Below are 24,317 nucleotides of genomic sequence, written 5' to 3' on the forward strand. Positions count from 1 at the left end.
AAAAAATCCGAGGAGGTTCAGCGCGGCGACCCAGGCGATAATGCGCCGGGCGCGCGCGTTCAGGGTGGAGGAGGAGAGATCATGAGACACGGCACCTGAGCCTAGTGGGCCGAGGAGCCGTGTTCCAACTTATTGTTCTGCGAAACTATTCCTCCTGCGCGATGGAGTGCTAGCAAAGCTCGCGCGGCGTCTTTTGGCCGTGTGATGTCAAGACCGGTGAGCTCCGTCAGGTGGCGCAGTCGGTTGAGCACGGTATTGCGGTGGCAGTGCAGCGCTTCGGCGGAATCCTTGATGGAGCCGCAGTCCAGGTACGTGGTGATGGTGAGGTACAGCGACTCGTTGCTAAGGCGCAGCTCGGCGATGGTCTCCGTCAGCTCCGCCATCCCGCTGGCGGTGAAGTCCGCGAGGGCATCCCCGGCGACGGCCCAGAGCGCATCGGATGCTTCGGTGAGTTGGCTCAGCGGCCCGGTGGCGTCGAAGATGCGTGGTGCCTGATGTGCAGCCGCGCGCGCTCCGGCTAGTCCGGTGACGTCGCGAAAGAGCACCCCGGAAATGTCTGCCAATTCCGTGGTGATGTGTTCGGTGAGATCTGCACTGGGCCAAAAGGCCACAAACATCCCGCGCACACCGTGGCCGAAGGCCCCGCCGGAGGAGATGGGTTCGTCGAGAAGCGCGCGCAACTCCACCGCCGCGGTGGGGTGGGCCACCACAACGTCGAAGTGGCAGTCCGTGTCCACGTTGAGCGCGCGGGTGATTTCCGCAATGCCGAGCGTGCCCAGTGATTCGGCTGCAAAGAGCCTCTCCAAGTGGCGGGCGTGGGCGCGATGCACATTCCGCTGCCCGCGCGCCTCCTCCAAACGGTAAGCATCGCGCACCACGAGGTTGTACATCGTCACAACCGAATGCACCTGCGCTACGTGGTCGATGAGCACTTCTTGGTCCGCGCCAGCGGCCCGGCGTAAGTGCTCCCAGAGGACGGTGAAGTCGAGCTGGATGGCATCAATGAGCGTGGCTAGCTCCACTCCCTGGTGTGCGCGTCGCCGGCCCAGGCTCTGTGCGTGGGCGCGCAGCTCCTCCTCATTCATCGCGCCGACCAGCACATCGGAGATGCGCGCGAGGACCTCAAAGGCTGTAAGGCGTAGCTCGTCCTCGCTTACCAGCGAGTCGCCATAGCGCCCTGAGCGGCTAAAGGCGGCGAGGAAATCCTCCACCAGCCGGGGGATGGTGCCCTGGACCTCCGCAACGATATCGTGCCAGCGTTGTTCGTGCATGTGCACAACGCTACACGGTGGTCACTGGTGAATTGCCCTCAATGCGGAGAGGTGTATCACTTCTATGCTTAACCTGTGGGGACAGGCACAGCACGCACCACGTGCAGTTCGTCGGAGAAATAGGAGAACACAGGAGGACGCATGATCACGCGCATCGACAACGCCCACATCCTAACCCAGGACCCCGCGCGGCCGGTCGCGGACTCGGTGGCTTTTGCCAACGGGCGCATCCTGGCGGTGGGTCAGGCCGCCCGTGACCTGCCCGCTGATGAGACGTGGGATGCCGGCGGGCGCACACTCACCCCTGGCTTCAATGATGTGCATTCCCACACCGTGTGGTTCGGCCAGACGCTGCTGGAGGTCGACCTCTCGCAGGTCACAAAACCTGATGAGGTCTACGCCGCCGTGCGCGACGCTGAGCCGAACCCCGATGGCTGGGTGGTGGCTTCCGGATTCCGTCCCTCCGCGCTGGATGCGCCGGTGGAGATAGAGCAGCTTGACCGCGCGACCGGCGGGGCTCCGCTGTTGATCAAGCACAACTCGGGCCACGCCTACACGGTCAATACCGCGGCCTTGCGCGCGGCGGGAGTCGATCCCGCCAACCCGCCGGAGGTGGAAGGCGGGGAGTTCGTCCGCGATGCCGACGGGTGCTGCACCGGGCTGCTCGATGAAAACGCTATGCGCGCTATCCAAGAGGTGACACTGCCGGAATCCGGCGAGGAGATTGCCCGCGCCCTGGAGCTGGCCACGCGCCGCTACCTCGAACGTGGACTGACCTCTGTCACGGACGCTGGAGTGGCCGGCGGCTGGATTGGGCACAGCCCGCGCGAGATTGCGGCCTATCAGAACGCCACCCTGCACACCCGCATGCAGGTGATGGTGACCATGGACGGTCTCCATGAAATTTCCGGACACGCCTCGGATGGACCCGGCTGGGGCCTGGACGGTGGCCTGCGCACCGGGTTTGGTGACGAGTGGCTGCAGATCGGACCAGTGAAGATCTTCAGCGATGGCTCCCTTCTGGGAACCACTGCCGCGCTGAGTGAAAACTATGCCTGCTGCTCCCACCACGGCTACTTTCAGGGTGACCCGGAGCAGATGCGTGCGCGTGCGTTGCAGGCGGCGAATTCGGGCTGGTCACTGGCCATCCACGCCATCGGCGATGCGGCGGTGGATTTTGCGATAGAGACGCTGGAGGAGGCCGTCGACAAGCATGGCGTGCCCGCCATGCCGCACCGCATCGAACACGGCGGTGTGGTGCGCCCGGACCAGATTGAGCGCCTGCGCGGCCAGCCCATCGTGGTGGTGCCGCAGCCGCTGTTCATCCAGGCTTTCGGCGACGCGATGGCGGATGCCCTCGGCCCGGAGCGCACCGCGTGGAGCTACCCGGGCAAGCGGCTTCTCGACGCCTCCCTCATCCTCCCCGGCAGTTCCGATCAACCCGTAGCACCCGGCGTGCCCCTGGAGGTCATGCAGGCCTTCGTGGAGCGGCGCACCGCCTCGGGCCGGGACTATGGGCCGGAGGATCGTCTGACCCCCGCCGAGGCTCTCTACGCCTATACCGCCGGTTCGGCCGCGGCGACGGGCTGGGCCGGGCGCAAGGGGCAGGTAATACCGGGGCAGCTGGCGGATTTCGTGCTGCTTTCCCAGGACCCGCTGCAGGCTGATGATCTATCCACCATCGACGTGGCCGCCACCATTGTGGGCGGCGAGCTGCGCTACGGAAGCTTTTAAGGAGTAAAAGAATGCGAGCAACCACCAACGAACAATTTCTGGCCGATTTCCAGGCCATGTCCGCCAACGGCGCCACGCCGGGCGGTGGTGTGGAACGCCAAGCGGCGAGTACTGGCGATAACCTCAACCGCGCCTGGTTCCACGAGGTTCTAGAGTCCCTCGGGGCGCGCGTCATCTACGACGAGATTGGCAACCAGTACGGCCTCTTTGAGCTCGCCCCCGGCGCCGAGTACGTGGGCCTGGGCTCGCACCTGGATTCGCAGCCCTTGGCCGGCCGTTTCGACGGCGCTTACGGCGTGCTGGCAGCAGCCCATGCAGCCGGACGGGTGGCGCAGTCGGGGGTCACGGCGCGTTATAACCTGGCGGTGATCAACTGGTTCAACGAGGAGGGCTCGCGCTTTGCGCCCTCCATGATGGGCAGCTCCGTATTCGTGGGAACACTGGCGCTTGACGACGCCCACTCCGCCACCGACCTTGCCGGCGTCACCGTGGCGCAGGCCCAGGAGGAAGCCGGTTGGACTCCGCGCGGTGAAGCGCCCAAGCTGGCGGCCTATGCGGAGATCCACGTCGAGCAAGGCAAGGAGCTCGAGGCCGCCGGCAACACGATTGGCCTGGTTACCGCCACGTGGGGCGCGAAGAAATTCCAGGCGGTGGTCTCCGGTGAGCAGGGCCATACCGGTTCCACTCTCATGGCCGATAGGAAGGATGCGCTCTTCGGCGCCTCCCTCATTATTGCTTCAGTAGAGCGCCTCACCCACGAATTCGAAGAAGGCCAGCTGCAGGCCTCGGTCTCGCAGCTAACACTGGAGCCGAACTCGCCGGTGACCATCGCCCGCGAGGTGCGTTTCAACGTGGATGTGCGTTCACCCTCCACGGAGGTGCTGGACAAGGCACAAGCACGCCTGCAAGAGATTATCGCCGAAGCGGAAGAGGAATCACGCACCTCGGTCGAGCTATCCCCAACGCACGAGTGGGCTCTCAACCCTTACCCGGCGGCCGGCGTGGCGCTGGCCCGGGAGGTCGTGGAGGAGCTGGGTTATTCGCACCAAGAGATCTACACGGTGGCCGGCCATGACTCGACCAACCTTAAGGAAGTGGTGCCGACGGTTATGCTCTTCATCCCGTCCGTCGACGGCATCTCACACAACGAAAAGGAGTTAACCACGGAGGAGGACTGCGTGGCTGGACTGGATGTGCTGACGCACGTGGCGCAACGCCTCGTGGAATCCGGGTGCGGGGAAGGCTAGGTCCCTAGTGTTATGTCCCTAGCGCGGCCCCCGCGCTAGTCGTTATCGCTCCACGGTTCGTAGCCAAAGGCCTGCAGCGCGACCTCGAATCCGCGCTTCATCGCGGTGAGCTCTTCCTCGCTGACCTCGTAGGTGCGTAGGCGTACCGGGCCGGTAAGTGGGACGTGGAGCAAGAAGCGACGGCCTTCTTCGGTGATGTCGCACAAACGGCGGCGCAAGTCCTCCGGATCGTCGTTGAGCACAATGAGATCATCACGCACCAAGCGCTTGACGGCCTGCCCGATGGTGGCTGGCTGCCAGCCCAGTTCCTTGCGCAGCTGCAGGATTGGGATGGGGCCCTTCTTATCGATGAGCCGCAGAAGCGAAAGATGGGAACCGGTGATTCCGTACTCGCGGCGCGCTTCTGTGTCGAACCTAGCCCGGGCGCGTTCGAAGCGGCGGTACTCCGCGATGGTCTCAGCGATTAGATCAATATCTGTCACGTAATCAAGCGTAAAAGTTCGGGGAGGGAATCTGCAACCGAGTTCCAAGAACACAGTTTTAGCCATCTTATTGGTGTTAGGCGGGGGTACTGTCAGGGAAATTTATGCCGCTAGGCGAAAGTGTTTGATCCGCCCATCGACAGCGGCGATAAATGGCAGATGAAAAGGACTTATATCGGGTTTGGACTGCAAGAGGCGGCTGTGGCCTTTGCCCGTCCGCGGGGGTATGAGTGTAAAAAAGGTGGCACGAGATGCGAATATGACTATTATTAATGCGCAGTCAATCTTTGGCTCCCTACTTTTGTAATACTCCTAAGGAGAATCCATGAAGATTTCCCGTTCTCTTGCTGCAGTAGCCCTGTCCGGTACCCTCCTCCTCGGCGGCACCACCGTTGCAATCGCCCAGATTCCGGACGCAGCAGACAACATGGAAGGTATTCCGCTGCCGGAAACTTTTGACGTTGATGGTGTGACCTACATCAAGAAGACGAAGACTGGTAGCGATGGCGAAGCAGAGGTGTACTACGAGTCTGTAGATGGCAGCAAGCAGCTCACTGCTTTGCAGGTAAAGGATCTCCGTGACAAGCGTGATGCCGCAAAGGAGGAGGAGTCTGAGTCCGAGACCTCCACCTCTGAGACGACGAGCGCCGAGGCTTCCGAGTCGGAAACGACCACCACTACTAAGACCACTGAGCCGGCGGGAAGCGAAACCTCCAAGACCTCCGAGCCGAAGGAATCTCCCACCAGCTCGAGCGAGACCTCGTCCTCCAAGCCTGCTGACGGTTCCAAGGAGTCCTCTACCTCCGCCACCCCGTCTGATTCCGAGTCTGCAAAGCCGACCCCGACCACGGAACCAAGCGACAAGAAGAGCTCCGCTGAGGGTGTACTGTCCTCCAAGGATGGCAAGCCGACTCCGCTGGCTATCTTCGGCATCGTTGCCGGCGTTCTCGCTGCCGTTGCTGCTGCCTTCCCGGCTATCGCGAAGGCCCTGAACCTCAACATCAAGCTGCCTTTCTAAGCTAAGTAGCTTCTAGGTTCTTTCGCCCCTGCCTCGTTGAGGCAGGGGCTTTTGTCTTGGGTTAGGCCGAGGACGGTTTCCTGTAATAAGAACTTCAGCGCCCGGGCCACTCACACTGGGGGCCACAGGGCGCTGAAGTCTCTCTATCTCTCTCTGTGTGCGTTCTCTCCAACGCACGACATCTAGTATGCAACTTATCAGTGGACAATGTGAAGCTTAGACTCACCTAAAAGGCAGAGGTGAGCTGTGAGTCTGCTGTGCTGGTTGAATTCCGCTGGTTATCGCCACCAAGACGCAATGGAGTCTGTGCGGGGAGTTGCCCCCGGGGCTAACAATCGGGGTTATAGAGAGCCAAAATCGGATGGATTAATGGGGCGTTGTGAGCGGGGGAGCTTTTCCACCACAAGGCGGTAGGAGTCCGTCACGAGCTCTGTAAGAAGCTGCGGGGTGAGGCGGGGATCTGGGGGTACGGACACCCAGTGCCGCTTGTTCATGTGGTAGCCGGGGGTGATGAAGGCGTGCTCGCTGCGCAGCGCTTCGGCGTCCAGGGGCTCGGCTTTGAGGATGGCCTGCGGGCGGCCAGTTGCCGCGGTGAGAAGGAGGAAGACCTTGCCGCGTACCTTGAACACGTCCCAGTCAGGGCCGAAAGGGTGCGTCAACGTGGCGCCGGGGAGTTCGGCGGCGCGGGCGCTAGCACAGGCGTGGAGATCCAGTGGAGAGGATTTCATGTGAACCGGGGTTAGGTGAAAACACCGCTGGGCCCCTCCCGCGATTCCTCGGGGAGGGGCCCAGCAGCGTCTCTATCAAGTTCCTCCGATTATCGGCCACTGGCCGCCCTCCGGAGGAAGAGGGGTTCTCTCTCTCGCATGCGCTCTCTCAAACGCACAACACAGAGTATGGCGGCCAGTGCTGGCATCGCCATGAACTCCGCCTGGCAGTTTTCTGCTAGTCGATCTCGCTCGTTGTTTTAGCTAATCAAAGCGCGCGGGGCGCTTCTCCAGAAAGGCCATAACACCCTCGTTGTGCCCGGCTGAGGCCATCTGCGCGTACTGCGTCGGCTCCTCCCAGGCCAGCTGCCCATCGAGCGGCTCCAGCGCCGTGCGGTTGATGGCTTCCTTGGCTTTGGCCAGGGCATCGCGCGGTGCGATGTGCAGGCGCTCTGCTACCTGCAGTGCAGTGGACAGGGCGTGGCCCTGGGGCGCGCGTGCGGTTACCAGGCCCGCCGCTTCGGCCTCGGCGACGCCGAGCTTGTCTTGTAGCAGTGCCAAGGCGAGCGCGCGGTGGCGCCCCACGGAGGCGAGCGCGGTGAGGCTCACACCGCCATCAGGGATAAGGCCAATCTTGCCGAAGGGCAGCGTGAAGTAGGACTCCTCACCGGCCACGATGAGATCGCAGGCGAAAGCCAGCGAGGCACCCGCGCCAGCGGCCGCACCTTCGACCGCAGCGATGACGGGAATCTCGGCGGCCTGAATCTCAGCCACCAATGCGTTGAGCTGGGGAAGCATGGTTGACTCGGCCGGGTTGGGAGTCTCGCCCGCAGCTTGTGCAGCAGCTGCAGTCTGTGCGGCGGCGACGAGATCCGCTCCGGCACAGAAGGCGGCCTCATCGCCGGTGATAATGAGGGCGCGGATGGCGGGGTTAGAGGAGGCGTCGGCAAGCGCGGCGGAGAGGGCTAGGCAGTGTTCCTTAGCAATGGCGTTGCGGCGCGCGGAGTTATTGATGCGCGCGACGAGGGCGGAGCCTTCGCGGCGGGTCAGGATAGCTTCGGTCATGGGTTAGTCCTTAACAAGCTCGGTGAGGGAGGAGATGATGCGCTCGGCGTCGGTAGTGATGCGGGAGACGATGTCAGCACACGAGGCAACGTCGTGGATGAGGCCCTGTGAGGTGCCACAGGTCCACACACCTGCATCCAGGTCACCGGTTTCGTAGACCGCGCGGCCGCGCTTGCCGGCGACGAGATGGCGGATATCGCCAAACTCCGCGCCCTGGGCCAGGCGCTCGGCCACCTCATCGCTTACAGCGTTCTTGGCCACGCGAGTGGAATTGCGTAGCTCGCGAAGGATGAGCTGGGTATCCAGCTCGCTGCGCTCAACGATGGCCTGCTTGACGTTCTCGTGCACCGGCGCCTCCATGGAGGCGACGAAGCGGGTGCCCATATTGATGCCCTCGGCACCTAGCGCCAGGGCGGCAGCGAGCCCGCGGCCATCCGCGAAGCCGCCGGAGGCGATGATGGGGATGTCGAGCTGATCCGCGGCGGCGGGAATCAAGACGAGTCCCGGGATGTCATCCTCGCCGGGGTGGCCAGCGCATTCGAAGCCATCGATGCTGACGATGTCCACGCCGACCTTCTGGGCGCTGAGCGCGTGGCGCACGGAGGTGCACTTGTGAATGACGTTTATGCCCGCGTCCTTGAAGGCCGGCATGTGGTCCTTGGGATTGTTGCCGGCGGTTTCGGCGATCGTGACGCCTTCTTCGATGATGACGTCGCGGTACTCCGCGTAGGGCGGCGGGGTAATTGCCGGCAGCATGGTGAGGTTGACGCCGAAGGGCTTATCGGTCAGCTCGCGGGTGCGGCGGATCTCGTGGCGCAAGTCTTCCGGGGTGGGCTGGGTCAGCGCGGTGAGCACGCCGAGACCACCGGCGTTGGATACCGCCGCAGCAAGTTCGGCACGGCCGACCCACTGCATGCCGCCTTGGATGATGGGATGCTCGATGCCGAGCATCCCGGTAACGCGGGTGGAAATCATGAGGGTGGTGCTCCTTTGTGGGTGATTAGCAATTGGGGAGAAGCGGATGGAAGCTCTGGGCTAAAAGTAGTGAATGGCTATTCGGAGAAATGAGCGCGCAGGCGCTCGATGAGGTCGTCGGGGAGGGGGATGGGGCGGCGTGCGGAGACGTCGATAAGCACTAGCGTCGCCGTAGCGAACACGCACGAGGTGTCGTCCTGAATCAGTTCGTGGGAAACCTGGTAGGAGGTGGTTCCGATGCGAGAAATCCACACCCGCGCCTCGATGGAATCGGTGTAGGTGAGCTCGGCGTCATACTGGACTTCGAGGGATCGCACCACGTGAGCATAGGAATCGGTGGCGACGGAGCCGGTGAGAGTGGCGGCTGCACGGACGCGCGCTTCTTCTAAAAGCGTGACCATCGTGGCGTTGTTGACGTGGGCGTTCGCGTCCTGGTCGGACCACCGCAAGGCAAGGGTTATCGGGATGGCGTTGGCGGGCGCGCGCATTGTTCCTCCTGGGGCGAGCGGGTAGAGTGATGCATATTACTATACATACGAATTGTGGTTCGTCACTCGAATCGTGAGGAGAATGCGATGACAGATCTTCTGAGAATCGATGCTCTGCTGAGCGAAGAAGAAAAAGCTACCCGTGACCGCGTGGCCGCACTGGTGGATGAGCACATCCGCCCGCACGTGGGGCAGTGGTATGAGGACGCGGTGCTGCCGGAGTCCATCTTCCCGGTGCTCGCGGAGGCCGGACTGTTCGGGATGCATCTGGAAGGCTATGGCTGCGCTGGACGTTCAGCGGTGGAATATGGTCTAGCCATGCAGGAGCTGGAAGCAGGGGATTCCGGTATCCGCACGGTGGTCTCGGTGCAGGGCTCGCTGGCGATGTCGGCGATTTATAAGCATGGTTCGGAGGAACAGAAGCAGGAGTGGCTTCCCAAGATGGCCGCCGGTGAGGTCATTGGCTGCTTCGGGTTGACGGAGCCGACCGCGGGCTCGGACCCGGCCAGCATGGCAACGGTAGCGCGCTACCGCGCGGGCGAGTGGGTTATCGATGGCGCGAAGCGTTGGATTGGTCTGGCGAGCGTGGCCGGGGTGGCCATCATCTGGGCCAAGGTGTCCGAGGAGGATGCCTCCGCCGCCGGGGTGGAGGCGGGCGTGCGCGGGTTCATTGTGCCGACGTCCACGCCGGGGTTTAGCGCCACCCCGATTACCCGCAAGCTGTCCATGCGCGCTTCTATCCAATGCGATATTTCGCTGGATGGTGTGGCCGTGCCTGGCGACGCCCTCCTGCCCAAGCATCCGGGACTCAAGGGGTCGTTTATGTGTTTGAACGAGGCGCGCTTCGGTATCAGCTTCGGCGCTTTGGGCGCTGCGCGCGATTCCTTGGAGGTGGCACTGAAGTACGCCAAGGAGCGCAAACAATTCGACCGCTCACTGGCGTCCTTCCAGCTCACACAGCAAAAGCTGGTGGACATGGCGGTGGAGCTGAATAAGGGGCAGTTGCTGGCGCTGAACCTGGGCCGCGCCAAGGACGCAGGAACGTTGGAGCCTTATCAGATTTCGGTGGGCAAGCTGGCCAACTGCCGCACCGCCATCGACATTTGCCGCCAGGCTCGAACCATCCTAGGCGGCAACGGCGTCACCGCGGATTACTCGCCGCTGCGGCACGCCGCCAACCTGGAATCAGTGCGCACCTATGAGGGCACGGATGAGATCCACACGCTGATTCTGGGCCGCGTGCTGACGGGGGAGCAGGCGTTTAGCTAGCTCCTAGTGTCCTTCGGTTTCGGGGCATTCGGGTCGATCGGGTGCCCGTCAGCATCCAGATCGTTGAGCTCGGCCAGCTCGGTGAAGTCGGCCTGAGCATCGGCGAAGCCCTCCTTGGGATCGATTTCATCGAAGTTGCGGATGGTGCCGTCGCGCTCGTCCTTGAACATGTCCTTGCCGTAGACGACGAGCACCATGATGATGCCGGCAGCGAAGCCCCAGGCGGCTCCCTGGGTAGCGAGAACGCCGGCGGTGACACCTGCGATGCCAAGATCCTTTTGGTTCTTGGACTCCATGATGCCCACGCGCACGGACACGAAGCCCTGGATGATGAGGGTCAGAGCCAAGCCCACCGGCAGGATGGGCTCGACGAAAGAGGTAATCGGTAGCAGCAGAAGGCCCACGTTGGTGCCCCAACGGAAGGAGCCCGCGCCGCCGAAGATGGTGCGCATGGCGCGCTTGCCCTGCTTGTAGCGCTCAACAATGACCACGTGCATTGCCGCCCACAGTGGGCCACACATGGCGACGTCCGGTCCGATGATGGACATCAGCATGTTGCGGCCACCAAAAAGCAGGTGTGCGCGCGACGGGCTGTAGACCACGGCCTCGTCCGTGCGGACGTGGTCGGCTTCCTTGAGCACTGCGTTGGCCTGCAGGACGTCACCGAAGACGACGATGTAGGCAGCCAGCACCGTGGGGATGGCGGTAAGGAACATGTGTGCCGGCGGCAAACCAACGCCGAAGACGGTGTACTCAGACCACAGAGTGATGAAGTCCGGCTTGGAGAACCCCCACTCCACATCCGGCCACGGGGCCTCGCCCGCCAGCGGCGCGACAAAGACCGCGATGAAGATGGCGGGAAGGATGCCCAGTGAGGCTAAGAAGCGCCAGCCGGCGGCCTTCTGGCGCATTGCTTGGAAACGGCGGGAATACATGAGGAAGAAGGCCACGGCCACCGCGATGGTGATGGTGATGGGGAAGGAGTGGAAACGCCCGTCTTCTTGGAACACCGAGATGATGGCGGCGATACCAGCGCCTAGGACGATGCCGGAGCGCAAGCCAGAGGGGATGAGGCGGACGACCTTCGAGGCCCATCCCGTTATGCCTAGTGTTAATGAGAATATGCCCAGCATGAGCTGGAAGCTGATGAGCGCCCAGATGCGTTGCTCACCCTCCGGGAAGGTCTGGATGTAGACCGTCAGCAGTGGAATGGCCGGGGTAATCCAGCCCGGGACTACCGGGTCACCCAAGAGATGGTGGGTGAGGTAGAGAAGGCCGTTGAGAATGACGACGGCCAGTGCCGTCTCGTAGGGCATGCCGAGGGCCTCAGTCATCAGGGGGATAGCGCCCAGGTCGACCACGCACATGAACAGGCCTTGGGCGAAGTCCGGCCACTCCATGCGGTAGTGCACGAAGGGGAGGCGGACATCGAAGGGCCCCATCTTCCAGTGGGGCGAAGCTTGACCGATGCCCTGGTCTTCAGGTTCGGTGGCTTCGGTGGTTTCGGCCATGACGGCCTCCTTTCAAAGAAAAGGGACCAAGCCCCACGCGCTAATTACGCGGGGCTTGGTGAGGAAAGGTGAAAGGGTCGTCGAGGTTTAGTCGGACCCTATTTAGTCGAACTCGATGATCTGGCGCAGCGCCACACCGTCGGACAGGCGGTCCATTGCGGTGTTGATGTCCTCGAGCTTGATGTGATCGGAGATGAGGGCCTCGGCGTTGAGCTTGCCCTCACGCCACAGCTGCTCGTACTTTGGGATGTCCTTCGATGGAACGGAGGACCCCAGGTAGCAGCCGTGTAGGCGGCGTGCCTCACCGGTCATTACGAGCGGGTCGATGGTGATGGTAGAGCCCGGTGCCGGCAGGCCAACGGTGACGGTCAGGCCGCCCGGTGCGGTGACCTTGTAAGCGGTCTCCAGTGCCTTCGGGTGGCCGGCAGCCTCCACGACGGCGGTGAACTTCTTGCCAGACTCCTCGGCTTCCTGCGGGGTCATGGCGGAAGTGGCGCCGATTTCGAGGGCCTTCTCGCACTTGTCCTTCTGCATGTCGATGCCCACGATCTCCTTCACGCCGAGTGCAGCGGCGGTGATGATGGCGGCCATGCCCACGCCACCGAGGCCGACGACAGCGATGCTGTCCTCCGGCTTCGGATCGATTTCGTTGAGGATGGCGCCGCCGCCAGTAAGGATGGCGCAGCCGAGGATGGCGGCGATATCCGCCGGGACATCGGAGCCCACCGGAACGACAGAGAGCTCGGAGACCACGGCGTGGGTGGCGAAGCCGGACACACCGAGGTGGTGCTGAACCGTCTCACCGTTGCGGGTGAGGTGGCGGGTACCGCGGATGAGAGAGCCCTCGTTGTTGGTCTTGGAGCCGACCTCACAGGGCATCTTGCCATCGGTCTTGCAGCCGGCGCACTCGCCGCAGCGCGGCAGGAAGGTCATGACCACGTGGTCGCCGACCTTGACGTTGGTAACACCCGGGCCAATCTCCTCGACGATGCCGGCGGACTCGTGGCCCAGCAGCATCGGCAGCGGGCGGGGGCGGTTGTTGTTGACCACGGAGAGGTCGGAGTGGCAGAGACCAGCGGCGGTGATCTTGACCAGGATCTCGCCCTCGCCGGGGGCGGTGAGCTCGAGCTCGCTCACGGTGATGGGCTGAGAGTCGGCGTAGGGACGCTCATCGCCGGAGCGTTCCAGGACTGCGCCGCGAATGGTAATCGTGTCAGACATATCTACCTCCAGACATCGGGTGGGGTTAATGCAACGTAATGTACGCCACAGGATGTCAAAGAGGGCAGGAACGGTATGGAGGAAACTACATCAGGAGTTGATAATGATAGGGAATTCTCTACTTGCCGAGCGTGTGGGCGCGCAGCGCTACGAAGACATCGAGCCCGCGCTGGCCGACGGCCCACTCATCACCCATGAGCTCAGCAATGCGGTCGAGGCGCTGGCGTACCGTGTTGGGGTGGATAAACATGGCGCGAGCCGTCTGCGGAATACTGTGGCCGGAGAGCAAGTAGTGGTGCGCAGTAGCGGTCAGCTCCGTGGTGTGCTCCTCGTCGTAGCACACCAACGGGCCGATCGTGCGCGTGGACAGCGCGTTCAGTGCTTGTGGGTCCGCGCCCAAGATGAGGCCGATAGTGCCCAGGGAGTCCTCGGTGACCAACTGGCCGCGCAAGCCCAAAGCGAGTGCTGAATCCAGGTAAGCCATAGCGGAATCATGCGCACTGCGCGCTGCGCTCAGGCCATCGAAGCCGATGGCGGAGGCGGTTAAATCGGGGAATTCAGATAGCAACGGGGCCAGCGCCGCATCGATGCCCCGATCCGGCTGGTAAAGCACGCACACGTGCTGGTCGTGATGCGTAATGGCGGCATTACCCGGCAAGAGGTGTTCCAGCTGCGGACGAGTGGGCAGGCTCTTTGCTGAGTGCAGGCCCACGAAGTATAGCTGTACCGAAGAGTTCAGGCTGATGCCTGTGAGGTGGCGCAGGCGGGCAATCTCTTCGCGCCCAGCATTGCCGAGGGCCACGGCATAGACCAGGTCATCGACTTTGCGCGCGGTGGCGTCGACAAGCGCCTCAGCAAAAAGGGCGATCGACGTAAATGCCGCGGAGGCGTGGCTGATGACGCGCAGTTCGGCATCGCTGAGCTGCTTGTCCACACCAATCGTGCCCAATTCCCGCCCGTTAAACTCCACGGGGAACGTGCTTGCTGGGGGAGTATCCGGGGCATCCTCGGCAGTCCACAGCGTGACCGGCGCATCGAGGCTTTTAGACAACACGCGTTCGAGCTCCTCGAAGCTGGCATTGGTCATGAGCACGTGGAGCAGCTGCGTGTTGACGTCATTGAGCCATTGCAACTCATCTACGTGGCGGCTTAGCGCTATTTGGGAGCGGGTTAGCTCGGCAACGGACTCGCCTTGGCTCTCGATGACTTGCGCGTTCTCTAATGCCACAGAGGTGATAGAGCCGAGTACCTCTAGCGCTGCAATCTCCTCGTGCGTGTAGTGGCGGGGGTGGCGGTCGCCCACGAGGAGCGCGCCGATGGTGCGCCCGGAAATACGAATCGGGGCGCCGAGGATGCCGCGGATTCCTTCGGCCTCTACCGCGCGGTCCACGTAGTCCACGTGCGTGACGTTGGGGTCGGCGGAATGGTCATAGGTCCACGCCGGGCGGTTGGTGGCGGCCACGATGCCGAGGACTCCGGAGCCCATCGGCATGTTGATGGTGCGAAATTCCTCGGTGACCACGCCGCTGGTGGCCAGCACCTTGGTAAAGCCAGTGTCCTCATCGTTGAGGCTGAGGTAGCCCACCTCCGTGCCGATGGTGGAGCGCGCGTGGCGCACAATCGTCTGGAGGATATCGGTGGATTCGCGGCCCGAGTTGAGCATCTGGGAGACGTCGAGCAGTTTCGTCGACATCACCCGCCACGTGTGGTTGGCGCGCATGGTCTCCTCAACGGCCCGAAGCGCGCCAAGCTCCTCGGCCGCCAGTTGCTCGCGCAGCTCGTCGGGGACACGGGTGCCGCTGGCAAGGTGGGAGAGTACGGTGCCGAGGAGAGACATGCCCCTAGTTTAGGGGGCTGGTCGGGGCGCCACCTACTTCCAGTGGGAAGAGGAACGCTTGGTCATCTGCTCGCGGTATTGCTGGGTGGTGGTGGGCAGGAGCTCACCGGTGGCCCAGTCCAAGATGACGCCGTAGTGGCGGACCAGGTCGAGCTGGTCGAGCTCTCCCGCGTTGTAGCGCTCCGCCACGGACTCCGGGGACTCCGCCAACTTATCCAGGCGGGTGGAGCGCAGCTCCTCACGCAGCGTCTTCGTTGCATCCTCATCGAGCTCGTACTCATCGATCTCGGGGTCGATGGCGTGGATGACAACGCCGTAGTCCTTGGCGGCACGGCCCACGGAAACGTAACCGTCGATGACGTCCTCCAACACAGCCTTCGGGTCGCGCTCCAGGGCATCGCCGAATCCGCCGCCACCGGCAGAGGGGCGCTCAAAGGTATCGCCCGGGCCCACCGGCACATTCGAGAAGAGCGCGCCGAGGTACTTCTCATCCGGGGTGCCGCGGTTGAGCCACACACCCTGCGGGATAGACGGCAGACCACCCTCGATACCCCAGGTGACCGAACGGGAACGGTCACAGCAGTAACTCATCACAGTCTGGTTCGCGTCCGTGAGCACGCCGCCCTTGGATACGCCGACGCCGCCGCGGAACTTGCCGGGGCCGGCCGAGTCGGTGACCAGCGCGTGGTGGCTGGTGATCACCGGGGAGAGGCGCTCCTGGCCTTCCACCGGCTGGACCGCCAGGCCCGGACCAAAGACCGGTGCGGTGGCGGAGGAACCATCGCGGTCGACGCGGCCGCCCCAGCCGCCGGCCATCCAGTCGTACCACATGAAGAACTCGCCCTTGTCCTGCGGTTTCTTCGCATCACGCGTATCCCAACCGCCGATGAGCAGGTATTCCAGGTTGAAGGCACAGGCCATGGCGCGCTCCTGCATGAGCTGGGACCACAACTCGAAGACGGCGTTCATGATCTTCTCGAAGGGGCCCGAACAGAAGCCGGTGACAGCGTGCGGCATTCCGGCGTTGACCACGGTGCCTTCCGGACCGAGGTCGATGTCCATGGCGCGGTAGAGACCGGAGTTTAGCGGCACGTCGGGGAAGAAGGTCTTGGTACCGGCGACGATTCCGGAGAACGCGGAACCATAGCCCGCGTTGAGGAAGCTGGCGACCGCCGGTGCGGATCCATCCAGCGAGTAGGACAGGCGCCCGCCCTTGATGCGCATCGTGACCTTGATGGGAACCAAGCCCTCTTCCTTAGCCGGGTCGAGGTCGATGTAGTCGGTGGTGGACCACTCGCCGTCGTCAAGCTCGGCGACGCGAGCGGTGACGATGTCTTCTACGTAGTCCTGGACTTCCCGGAGCGCGGTGCGCACGATGTCGACCGAGTACTTGTCCACGAGGCGGTGGATTTCGCGCTCGCAGACCGCGGTGGCCTCGGCCTGGGCTTTGAGGTCACCCATGACGATCTCGGGGCTACGGGTATTGCCCGCCAGGAGCTTGGCGACGTCCCTGAGGAACACGCCCTTGGACCACACGCGCACCGGGGTGATGCGCAGGCCCTCGGTGTAGTAATTGGTGGCGGACACATCGAAGGAGCCCGGGACGGAGCCGCCGGCATCGGCCCAGTGGCCCTTGTTCTGTGCGAAGGCCAAAAGCGTGCCCTCGTAGAAGATGGGGCGCAGGAAGGACACGTCATTCATGTGCGTGCCGCCCTGGTAGGGGTCATTGATGGCGAACACGTCGCCTTCGTGGATGTCATCCCCGAATTCCTTGAGGACGGCCTGGCACTGGAAGTGCAGCGTGCCGACGTGAACGGCGATGTCCTGGTCACCCTGCATGACGGTGTTGCCCTCGGCGTCGCAGAGCGCGGAGGAGAAGTCGCGCGAGTAAATGACGAAGGAGTAGCAGGTGCGCAGAATCTGCTCGGACATGAGGTTGACCGAGGTAGCGAAGGCGTTCTTGAGAACCTCGAAGGTCACTGGGTCGAGCGTGCGGCGGTTTGATGAGGACTGAGCCTGTGTCTGTGAAGCAGTCATGTCGATTCCTTTCAAAGGAGAGTCTTAAGGCGTGAGTCTTAGGCGTTGGTGGCCTTGCCGATGTGAATGCGGATGTTGGACCACTCATCAATTTCTGCACGGTCTCCTGGCGGAATGACGGTGGTGGCATCGAACTGGTCGATGATGGCGGGGCCGTTGAGCTTCGCACCGGCCTTCAGATCCGGGCGGTGGTAAATCGGGACATCGGCCCAGCCGCCGTGCGCGGAGAAGTACACCGGGCGGGTGGTTTCCGGGAGTTCTGCCTCGTGCTCTTCGACCTCATAGTGCTTAAAGGGCGGGTTCTCGAGCTCTCCGATGGCGATGAGGCCAATCTGGTAGAACTCCACGGCACCGTCGCGGTCGGCGAAGGAGTATTCGCGCTCGTGCTCATCGTGGAACATGGCGACGGCATCATCCAACGGGTTATCGGATTCCGGAATCTCCACGGTCAGCGAGCGCCACTGGCCGCGGTAGCGCATGGAGGCGGTCAGCTTGAACTTCATGCGTTCCTCCGGCACGTGCTCCTTGTGGAGGCGCTCGCGGGCCTCGGAGATGAGGGCCTGGAATTCCTTGCGCAGTTCCGCGGTGTCGACTTCGTCGACGGCAGCTTGGTACATCTTGGTGATGTCGTGGCGGATGTCCACGAGCAGGCAGCCCTGTGCGGAGGTCACGCCCGGGTGCGGCGGGACCACGACGGTGGGGATGGAGAGATCGCGGGCCACCTCGGCACCGTGCAGTGCGCCGGCGCCGCCGCCGACGACGAGGACGAAATCGCGCGGGTCATAGCCGCGGCGGATGGACAGCAGGCGAACGGCGTCGGCCATATTGGCGTTGGCCACCTGCACGATGTTTTCCGCGGCGGTCTCGGTATCGAGACCCAGAGGATCGGCAACGGTCTTGTTGACGGCCTCGCGCGCGGCATCCGGGTTCAGCTTCAGCGCGCCGCCGATGAGCTCGGTGCCGAGGCGGCCGAGGGTGACATTGGCATCGGTATTGGTGGCCTCGGTGCCTCCGCGCTCGTAGCAGACCGGTCCCGGATCCGCACCGGCCGACTGCGGACCATTGCGCAGGGAGCCTGCCTCATCGATCCAGGCCTCCGAACCGCCACCGGCACCGATGGTGCCCACCTCAATGGACGGGAAGCAGATGGGAAAGCCGTACTCGACCTGCCACTGCTTGGTAATGCGGATATCGCCTTCGTAGACCAAGGCGATGTCGGTGGAGGTACCACCCATCTCCAGGCCGATGGCGTTGGAGTAGCCGCAGCGCGTAGCGATGTCCTGCACCGCGATGGCGCCGGCGGCAATTCCAGAGGCGGCCAGGCGGACCGGGTAGCGGGAAACCATTTCCGGGGTCATGGAACCGCCGCCGGAGTGGAGGAGTAGCAGGTCACCGTCGTAGCCGCCTTCCTCCAGCTGACGGGATAGGCGGTTGACGTAGCCGGAGACGAGCGGGGCTAGGACCGCATTGGCGACGGTCGTGGAAAAGCGGTCGTGCTCGAAGATCTCCGGGAGGATTTCGGAGGAGGTGGAAATGGCGGCGTCGGGAAGCTCCTCGCGCAGGATCTCCGCCATGCGTTCCTCGTGGGAGGCGTTGGCATGGGAGTTGATGAAGCAGATCGCCACGGTCTCAATCTTCTTGCGGCGCAGGATGCCGGCGATGCGGCGGGCTTCCTGCTCATCGAGCGGAGTGACCTCTGCGCCATCGAAGTCGATGCGCTCCTCGACCTCGTAGCGGTCGCGGCGGCGGATATAGGGTTCCGGAACGTCGTGGTAGGCATCCCACAGCTCGTCCTTCGTACCATCACGAATCTCCAGGACATCGCGGAAGCCCTTCGTGGTGATGAGCGCTGCCGGCGGGAAGCGGCGCTGGATCAGCGCGTTGGTGGCCACCGTGGTGCCGTGGGAGAAAACATCGACCTGGTTGAGCTGGACGTCGGCCTGCTTGAGGCCGTTCATCACTGCCTTCATGGGGTCATCAGGGGTGGAGGGGACCTTCGCTACTGACAGCTCGTGGGTGTCGGTGTTAACAATCGCGACGTCGGTGAACGTTCCGCCAACGTCGACGGATACGCGAAATGGCTTGGTCTCCGTCATGGTGTGGACCTCTCTTTCAAAGGCTCGTGAATTCGGTTGGAAGGAATCTTCATATGCTCCATGGAGGCAAGCAATGGAGAAACGGTGAATCGAGAGGAAAATGAATAGAGGAAACTCCAAAAAGCCAGGCTGTAGGCTACTAGAATTACCTGATTAAAAGTAAGATAGGACACTATTTTTCGGAGGGTTAAGTGGCGTCACAAGAAAACCCGGAGTTGCACATCGCGGATCTCGTCGTGATGGAACCGCGGTTGCGCCGCATCAACAAGGCGCACGAAAGTGAAAGCTTTGTGGGGTTGTGCGCTGAAGGTGATGGTGACGCGACAGGCTGGTTGGTCTTGCCCCGGGCGGAGGGAACGCCCCGCGCCATTCAGCGCCGCCTAGCCAATGCCGCCGGCGTGGTATTCCTGGAATCTGAATTCGCTGAGCAGGAAATCCTGGACTCCGTGGATGGCACCGTGTCCCTCCTCTATGGAACTGAAGGGCTCACGCGTCAAGACGTTCGGCGCGCGGTAGATGAGCTGTTGCGTAGGCAGCCCAACATCACCTCGTGGCGCAAGCTCAGCACCATTGGTCAGCTAAGCCCCGGGTTGGTCAACCCTGCCCCCGAATCCGAAATCCTCTCCCGCTTTGCCAGGTTTAGTGGGGATTCCGTACTTCTCTTGGCCGTCGATGGCCGGGTTATCGCCGCGGCTGGTGAGCTGCCCGCACGCAGCATTGCCCGCTCCCTGTCGGCGGTTACCAACCACAGCACGACGACTTTGCACGTGGGGCGCTGGAAGGTTTTTGCCCGGTGGCTCAACCTTGCCGGCGAAAGCCCGTCCTTTGATCACGGCTATTGGTTGATCCGGGGGCGGCAGACAAGCCGGGATGCGGACTTTGATGATCCCGCCTTTGCAGCGCTGGAGGAGCTGCTCACCGCCTCTTTGCTGGCGCAGCGAAACATCCAACGCAACCACGTTGCGGAATCAAGTGCCTTGTTGATGGCGTTGTGTGACGACAGCTCGAATAAGGAGGAGGTGACCACCACTTTAAGGCGGAGAGGGTTTTCGGAGCATGCGAAAATGCGGCTCATAGTCTCGGACTCCGTCAAGGATTCCTACCGCAGCGATGTGCGCGACAAGGCCTTTGCCGTGGCCCAAGATGCGGGCGTGCCATTGGTGCTGGGGTATGTGGCTGGCCGCACCTGTGTGTTGACGACCCAGTCGGGAGCCGAGGCAAAAATTGCAGACGTGCTCTTCGGCTCGGTGGGGCTCTCCGACGGCTTCGATACCGTCGAGGAAGGCCCACAGGCGTGGCTGCAGGCTCTCGTCGCTGCCGTGGTGGTGGAACGGAAGCATTCCCTGCACCTGCAGAGCATGGAGTTTTCTCAGTGCAGCGCCATCGAGAAGGCGGCGGCGTACCTGGGCCAGCGCGGTTTAGAAGATGCCGTGGGGGCGCTCGACCGCGCGATCGGCTCGATCAAAGATGGGGAAGAGATCTTCCACGCGTACGAGACTGAACGTTTTTCCGTCGCCCGCGCGGCAAAGGTCGTGGGTGTACATGCCAATACGGTCCGGCACCGACTGGAGTCACTAGCGGAACGTATCCGCTTCTCCGATGCAGACCTGGTCCTGTGGGCGCTGTGGAAAGCACTGCGCCCCCGCATGCAGCGTTAGGCGGCTGGATGCGGGGCACGGAGAAGGTGGGAGAGTAGAGAGTGAGAGGGGGAGTGGAGAGAACTACACCTTCTTCTTTCTGCGTGGGATGGGCTTGCCGGTAATGAGCGCGTGGAGCTTGCCATCACCGATCTGCATATCCTCGGGTAGGTCGTCGGAATCGACTTCGGTCATGATCTCCTCGATGAAGTCAGACTCGGGGATGGAGGAGTTGCGAGCAATGGCCACGAGTTCACGCATCTCCTCATCGGAGAGGTGGTTGTCATTCTCAAAGCGCTTCTTGAGGAGCTCGCGTGCGCGGCGGCGCAGGTCCGCTTCGGACTGCAGGTCCTTGCGGTTCTTCAGCCAGGCAAAGCCGATGATGAACATGATGGCGATGCCCATGTATCCCAGAATCGGGTAGACCCAGCCGATGAGGTTGGAGAAGCCGATGAAGGAGAGGACAAAGCCGATGAGCACGGAGATGACATAGACCTTGTAGAAGTGCTGCGGCTTGCCGCGGGTCAGGCGCTTGGCAAAGGCATAGAACATACCAATCGCGGTGTTATAAATCATGCCGTAGATGGCAACGGACATGGCGATACCAAGCCATGGGTGGATCTGCTCAATCATGGCCAGCGTTGGCATTTCAGCCTCGGTGATCGGGCCCACGGAGACGTAGAGGCCGCCGACCAGGACCGCCAGCAGGAAGAGGAAGCATACGCCTCCGAGAATGCCGCCGTAGCCCACCTCCTTGGCATCGAGGAAGTTGCCGCCGATGACGATCATCATGGAGACCACCACGATGACGTTCAGCCCCAAGTTATTGATGGCGGAGACCCACCAGTTTGGCAGCGTCGTCGGCAGCTGCTGTGCTTGCTCGTTGAGGTGCGACCAATCGGGGTTGGCCGTGAGCACGGTGTAGACGGTGCCGATGGTCAGCAGAATGATGATGAACGGGGTGATGACACCAATGGCGATGGTCACCTTGTCCACATCGAGCAGGCCGGTTAGCAGGGTGAGCACGAGCATGAGGACCGCGCCGATCCATACCGGCCAGCCCCACTGCTGGTTAAGGTTGGCGCCGGCACCGGCAAACATGGCGAAGCCGATGCAGAAGAGGCAGGTCAGCGTGGCGAAGTCGAGGACCTTCGACACGATGGGCGTGGATACCGCATTGAAGACGGAGGTGTGCTCCTTGGCGCGGTGATAAGAACCTAGTTGGAGAATAGTGATACCGGAGATCGTCATGGCCAGTGCAGTAACGATGGCACCGACGATGCCCATGTTGCCGAAGGCAACGAAGTATTGGAGGGCCTCGCGGCCGGACGCGAAGGAGGCACCCGCGAGCACGCCGATGAAGGCCATCGCGATGCCGAATGAGCGTTTGAGCATGGTGAACCTAACTGTTAGAGGATAGAAACTTCTGCTTATGCGAACGGGGCAGGCTGCCGTGAAGAATGGGAGCCTGCCCCGTTGGTCAGTGGTAGCTGCTAGCTTGTCACCGCCTTGATGAACTCGGCGATTCCAGCAAGCTCCTCCTCGCCGCGGTCAATGATCGCCGCGGAGGTAAACAGCCCGTGGTGGTAGCCCAGAAGGTGCTTGTGCGTGACGTCGACGCCCGCTTTTGCCAGCTTCCCGGCATATTCGATGCCCTCGTCCGCCAGCGGATCGTTATCCACCGTGATGACGAGCGACGGGGGCAGACCCTCCGGTAGCTCTTCCAACAGCAGCGGAGAGAGATCCGTGGCGGTGCGCTGGGATTCCTCCGTGACGAAGGTGTCGATGAACCAGCGCATGGTGTCGGAGGCGAGAGGGAAGCCCTCCTCCAGGCGCTTGTAGGAGGCACCGTTCTCGGTGCGCTCGCGGGAGCAATCCGTGATCGGGTAGAGCAGGATCTGGGCGCTGAGCTTGGCGACGTCGTCAAGCACCGCGAACTCATTCGCCAACGTGGCAGCCAGCTGGCCGCCGGCCGAATCACCGGCGACCGCGATGGAGGTCACGGTCAGTCCGTGCTCTGCCGCGGGGTTGGATAGCCAGCGGTAGGCGGCGCGGCAATCGTCGATAGCCGCCGGGTAGGTGTGCTCCGGGGCGAGGCGATAATCCACCGCGACAACCGGGAGGCCGGTCAGCACCGCGATACGGCGTACCGAGGAGTGGTGGGTCTCCAAGTTGCCCATGAGCCATCCACCGCCGTGCATGTAGAGCACCGCTGGGGTCTTCTGGCCGCGTTCTGCCTCCGGGCGGGGGTCATAAAGGCGAACCTGGAACTGGTCGACCTGGAAATCGGCGGTCGCTGGTTCCTTCTCTTCGTGGAGCGGGTTGGCGTGGGCCGAGGCTACGTAGTTCTCACGCACCTGCGGGATGGGGAAGTTATGGAAGGACTTCGCCCCACCATCGCGGAAAGGTTTCAGCGCCTTCCACGCATCCTCAGCGACGGGGCGCCCGGAGTATTCGTCGTGCAGAGTGTGCATCGTGATCACTGCCTTCTAGACCAGCTCGTAGTCGTTGATCTCCAGCTTGTCAGTGAGCTCGTAGTACTCAGCAACGTTGCCGGACCAGTTGTTGATGACGCGTCCTTCCTCGTTCTTGTACCAGGAGGAGCAGTCAGCGGAGAACGCAGACTCCTCGAGTTCCTTCTGGATCTTGGTGTTGAACTCGTCGATGACGTCCTTCTTCACGTCGAGGGCTGCTTCTGGGTTCTCGCGCAGGTAAGCAACTGCCTGGGAGATGTAGCGGTCCTGCGCCTCGAGCATGGCCACCACGGAGTGGTGGTTGAGGTTGGTGTTCGGGCCGTAGAGCATGAAGAAGTTCGGGAAGCCGTCCACGGTCATGCCCAGGTAAGCCTCCGGGGAGTTGCCCCAGCGCTCGCGCAGGTCGATGCCGTCGCGGCCAGCAATCGGCAGGTCACCCTGGAATTCCTGGGAGTGGAAGCCGGTGGCGTAGATGACCACGTCGAAGTCGTGCTCGACGCCGTCCTCGGTGCGGATGCCGGTCTCGGTGAACTTCTCGATGCCAGCGGTGACAAGCTCCACGTTGTCACGGTTGAAGGTGGGGTAGAAGTCGTCGGAGCGCAGGATGCGCTTGCAGCCGAAGGCGAAGGTCGGGGTGAGCTTTTCAACGAGCTCCGGGTCGTTGACCTGGGAGCGCAGGTGCTCCATGGCCTGCTCGACACCCTCGGCGGCGGAGTCGGTGCCCTTGCGGGTGCGGTCGAAGCCTTCCTCGCGGACCTCGTGGATTTCCTGGCGGATGGCGCGGTAGGAATCCGGGTTTTCCTGGAACTCCTTGGTCTCTTCCTCGGTGAAGATGACCTGGTTACGCGGCAGGATGTAGTTAGCGGAGCGCTGGAACACGGAGAGCTTCTCCGCCACCTTTGCTACCTCCGGAACCAGCTGGACTGCGGAGGCCGCGTTGCCGATGACGGCAACCTTCTTGCCTGCCAGGTCGACGTCGTGGTTCCACTCGGCGGAGTGGAACTGCACGCCCTGGAAGGCCTCGCGGTTCGGGAAGTTCGGAACCTTCGGCTTGGAGAGCTGGCCCCACGCACCAACGAAGACGCGGCCGTAGTAGGTCTCACCGTTGGCCTCGATCTCCCATGCCTTGAGGTCTTCCTTCCACTCGGCGTTGGTGATGCGGTGGTTGAACTTGATGTGCTCGTAGAGGTTGAATTCCTCAGCAAGCGCCTTGAGGTAGCCCTGCAGCTCGTCCTGACCGGCGAACAT

At 62.7% G+C, this 24,317-nt stretch carries 19 protein-coding genes; 5 read left to right on the forward strand and 14 right to left on the reverse strand.

Annotation, left to right across the window (positions count from 1 at the left end; all coding sequences use genetic code 11):
* Window positions 1-101 precede the first annotated feature (101 nt).
* The gene (locus RDN59_RS06255; protein WP_308607095.1) at window positions 102-1,271 is read right to left on the reverse strand and encodes a helix-turn-helix domain-containing protein; all 1,170 of its coding nucleotides are present in this window, start codon (window positions 1,269-1,271) and stop codon (window positions 102-104) included.
* 141 nt (window positions 1,272-1,412) lie between these two features.
* On the opposite strand from RDN59_RS06255, the gene RDN59_RS06260 reads away from it, so the two are divergent.
* A complete protein-coding gene (locus RDN59_RS06260; RefSeq protein WP_308607096.1) occupies window positions 1,413-3,005 on the forward strand; it encodes an amidohydrolase in 1,593 nt (530 codons plus the stop codon).
* A gap of 11 nt (window positions 3,006-3,016) precedes the next feature.
* The gene (locus tag RDN59_RS06265) at window positions 3,017-4,252 is read left to right on the forward strand and encodes a M20 family metallo-hydrolase (protein ID WP_308607097.1); all 1,236 of its coding nucleotides are present in this window, start codon (window positions 3,017-3,019) and stop codon (window positions 4,250-4,252) included.
* Window positions 4,253-4,287: 35 nt separating this feature from the next.
* Here the strand turns inward: RDN59_RS06265 and RDN59_RS06270 are convergent, their stop codons facing one another.
* Window positions 4,288-4,734: a MarR family transcriptional regulator gene (locus RDN59_RS06270; RefSeq protein ID WP_308607098.1), complete on the reverse strand. Its 447-nt coding sequence runs from the start codon at window positions 4,732-4,734 to the stop codon at window positions 4,288-4,290.
* Between the two features lie 325 nt (window positions 4,735-5,059).
* On the opposite strand from RDN59_RS06270, the gene RDN59_RS06275 reads away from it, so the two are divergent.
* Window positions 5,060-5,752, forward strand: a complete 693-nt coding sequence (locus RDN59_RS06275) for a hypothetical protein (protein WP_308607099.1) — start codon at window positions 5,060-5,062, stop codon at window positions 5,750-5,752.
* A gap of 341 nt (window positions 5,753-6,093) precedes the next feature.
* Here the strand turns inward: RDN59_RS06275 and RDN59_RS06280 are convergent, their stop codons facing one another.
* The 4 genes from RDN59_RS06280 to RDN59_RS06295 all read right to left on the reverse strand — a co-directional run bounded on the left by RDN59_RS06280 (window position 6,094) and on the right by RDN59_RS06295 (window position 8,987).
* A complete protein-coding gene (locus RDN59_RS06280; protein ID WP_308607100.1) occupies window positions 6,094-6,480 on the reverse strand; it encodes an MmcQ/YjbR family DNA-binding protein in 387 nt (128 codons plus the stop codon).
* A gap of 243 nt (window positions 6,481-6,723) precedes the next feature.
* The gene (locus tag RDN59_RS06285) at window positions 6,724-7,524 is read right to left on the reverse strand and encodes an enoyl-CoA hydratase-related protein (RefSeq protein ID WP_308607101.1); all 801 of its coding nucleotides are present in this window, start codon (window positions 7,522-7,524) and stop codon (window positions 6,724-6,726) included.
* Window positions 7,525-7,527: 3 nt separating this feature from the next.
* Window positions 7,528-8,499 carry a nitronate monooxygenase gene (locus RDN59_RS06290; RefSeq protein WP_308607102.1) on the reverse strand — a complete coding sequence of 324 codons (972 nt, stop codon included), beginning with the start codon at window positions 8,497-8,499 and terminating at the stop codon, window positions 7,528-7,530.
* Window positions 8,500-8,576: 77 nt separating this feature from the next.
* Entirely contained in the window at window positions 8,577-8,987 is a 411-nt protein-coding gene (locus tag RDN59_RS06295; protein WP_308607103.1) for a thioesterase family protein, read from the reverse strand.
* An 87-nt stretch (window positions 8,988-9,074) separates the two neighbouring features.
* Here RDN59_RS06295 and RDN59_RS06300 point away from each other — a divergent pair, with 87 nt between their 5' ends.
* Window positions 9,075-10,256 carry an acyl-CoA dehydrogenase family protein gene (locus tag RDN59_RS06300; RefSeq protein WP_308607104.1) on the forward strand — a complete coding sequence of 394 codons (1,182 nt, stop codon included), beginning with the start codon at window positions 9,075-9,077 and terminating at the stop codon, window positions 10,254-10,256.
* On the opposite strand, the gene RDN59_RS06305 is transcribed toward RDN59_RS06300, so the two are convergent.
* From RDN59_RS06305 to RDN59_RS06325, 5 genes are all read right to left on the reverse strand, one after another.
* On the reverse strand, window positions 10,253-11,767 hold the full coding sequence (locus RDN59_RS06305) for a hypothetical protein (protein WP_308607105.1): 1,515 nt from the start codon (window positions 11,765-11,767) through the stop codon (window positions 10,253-10,255). The two genes, RDN59_RS06300 and RDN59_RS06305, sit on opposite strands and share 4 nt — an antisense overlap.
* 102 nt (window positions 11,768-11,869) lie before the next feature.
* Window positions 11,870-12,988 (reverse strand): alcohol dehydrogenase catalytic domain-containing protein, encoded by a 1,119-nt coding sequence (locus RDN59_RS06310; RefSeq protein ID WP_308607106.1) that lies wholly within the window; start codon window positions 12,986-12,988, stop codon window positions 11,870-11,872.
* Between the two features lie 118 nt (window positions 12,989-13,106).
* Window positions 13,107-14,825: a GAF domain-containing protein gene (locus tag RDN59_RS06315; RefSeq protein ID WP_308607107.1), complete on the reverse strand. Its 1,719-nt coding sequence runs from the start codon at window positions 14,823-14,825 to the stop codon at window positions 13,107-13,109.
* A gap of 33 nt (window positions 14,826-14,858) precedes the next feature.
* Entirely contained in the window at window positions 14,859-16,862 is a 2,004-nt protein-coding gene (locus RDN59_RS06320; protein ID WP_308607108.1) for a hydantoinase B/oxoprolinase family protein, read from the reverse strand.
* 38 nt (window positions 16,863-16,900) lie between these two features.
* Window positions 16,901-18,958: a hydantoinase/oxoprolinase family protein gene (locus RDN59_RS06325; RefSeq protein ID WP_308607109.1), complete on the reverse strand. Its 2,058-nt coding sequence runs from the start codon at window positions 18,956-18,958 to the stop codon at window positions 16,901-16,903.
* A gap of 191 nt (window positions 18,959-19,149) precedes the next feature.
* Here RDN59_RS06325 and RDN59_RS06330 point away from each other — a divergent pair, with 191 nt between their 5' ends.
* The gene (locus RDN59_RS06330; protein WP_308607110.1) at window positions 19,150-20,616 is read left to right on the forward strand and encodes a PucR family transcriptional regulator; all 1,467 of its coding nucleotides are present in this window, start codon (window positions 19,150-19,152) and stop codon (window positions 20,614-20,616) included.
* Between the two features lie 63 nt (window positions 20,617-20,679).
* Here RDN59_RS06330 and RDN59_RS06335 read toward each other — a convergent pair whose 3' ends face one another.
* From RDN59_RS06335 to RDN59_RS06345, 3 genes are all read right to left on the reverse strand, one after another.
* Window positions 20,680-21,990 carry a hypothetical protein gene (locus tag RDN59_RS06335; protein ID WP_308607111.1) on the reverse strand — a complete coding sequence of 437 codons (1,311 nt, stop codon included), beginning with the start codon at window positions 21,988-21,990 and terminating at the stop codon, window positions 20,680-20,682.
* Between the two features lie 98 nt (window positions 21,991-22,088).
* Window positions 22,089-23,069, reverse strand: coding sequence for an alpha/beta hydrolase (locus RDN59_RS06340; protein WP_308607112.1), 981 nt, complete (start codon window positions 23,067-23,069; stop codon window positions 22,089-22,091).
* Between the two features lie 15 nt (window positions 23,070-23,084).
* Window positions 23,085-24,317, reverse strand: a 1,233-nt coding sequence (locus RDN59_RS06345) for an NAD(P)/FAD-dependent oxidoreductase (RefSeq protein WP_308607113.1), incomplete at its 5' end; no start/stop codon positions are given.

It is taken from the genome of uncultured Corynebacterium sp. (assembly GCF_902489365.1).
Taxonomy (GTDB): Bacteria; Actinomycetota; Actinomycetes; order Mycobacteriales; family Mycobacteriaceae; genus Corynebacterium.

Bases quoted from the DNA above. Each gene is read 5' to 3' on its own strand.
- RDN59_RS06265 (WP_308607097.1), top strand. From the start codon at position 3,017: ATGCGAGCAACCACCAACGAACAATTTCTGGCCGATTTCCAGGCCATG.
- RDN59_RS06320 (WP_308607108.1), bottom strand. From the start codon at position 16,862: ATGACTGCTTCACAGACACAGGCTCAGTCCTCATCAAACCGCCGCACG.
- RDN59_RS06310 (WP_308607106.1), bottom strand. From the start codon at position 12,988: ATGTCTGACACGATTACCATTCGCGGCGCAGTCCTGGAACGCTCCGGC.
- RDN59_RS06285 (WP_308607101.1), bottom strand. From the start codon at position 7,524: ATGACCGAAGCTATCCTGACCCGCCGCGAAGGCTCCGCCCTCGTCGCG.
- RDN59_RS06295 (WP_308607103.1), bottom strand. From the start codon at position 8,987: ATGCGCGCGCCCGCCAACGCCATCCCGATAACCCTTGCCTTGCGGTGG.
- RDN59_RS06325 (WP_308607109.1), bottom strand. From the start codon at position 18,958: ATGACGGAGACCAAGCCATTTCGCGTATCCGTCGACGTTGGCGGAACG.
- RDN59_RS06275 (WP_308607099.1), top strand. From the start codon at position 5,060: ATGAAGATTTCCCGTTCTCTTGCTGCAGTAGCCCTGTCCGGTACCCTC.
- RDN59_RS06340 (WP_308607112.1), bottom strand. From the start codon at position 23,069: ATGCACACTCTGCACGACGAATACTCCGGGCGCCCCGTCGCTGAGGAT.
- RDN59_RS06335 (WP_308607111.1), bottom strand. From the start codon at position 21,990: ATGCTCAAACGCTCATTCGGCATCGCGATGGCCTTCATCGGCGTGCTC.
- RDN59_RS06280 (WP_308607100.1), bottom strand. From the start codon at position 6,480: ATGAAATCCTCTCCACTGGATCTCCACGCCTGTGCTAGCGCCCGCGCC.
- RDN59_RS06255 (WP_308607095.1), bottom strand. From the start codon at position 1,271: ATGCACGAACAACGCTGGCACGATATCGTTGCGGAGGTCCAGGGCACC.
- RDN59_RS06305 (WP_308607105.1), bottom strand. From the start codon at position 11,767: ATGGCCGAAACCACCGAAGCCACCGAACCTGAAGACCAGGGCATCGGT.
- RDN59_RS06260 (WP_308607096.1), top strand. From the start codon at position 1,413: ATGATCACGCGCATCGACAACGCCCACATCCTAACCCAGGACCCCGCG.
- RDN59_RS06290 (WP_308607102.1), bottom strand. From the start codon at position 8,499: ATGATTTCCACCCGCGTTACCGGGATGCTCGGCATCGAGCATCCCATC.
- RDN59_RS06300 (WP_308607104.1), top strand. From the start codon at position 9,075: ATGACAGATCTTCTGAGAATCGATGCTCTGCTGAGCGAAGAAGAAAAA.
- RDN59_RS06315 (WP_308607107.1), bottom strand. From the start codon at position 14,825: ATGTCTCTCCTCGGCACCGTACTCTCCCACCTTGCCAGCGGCACCCGT.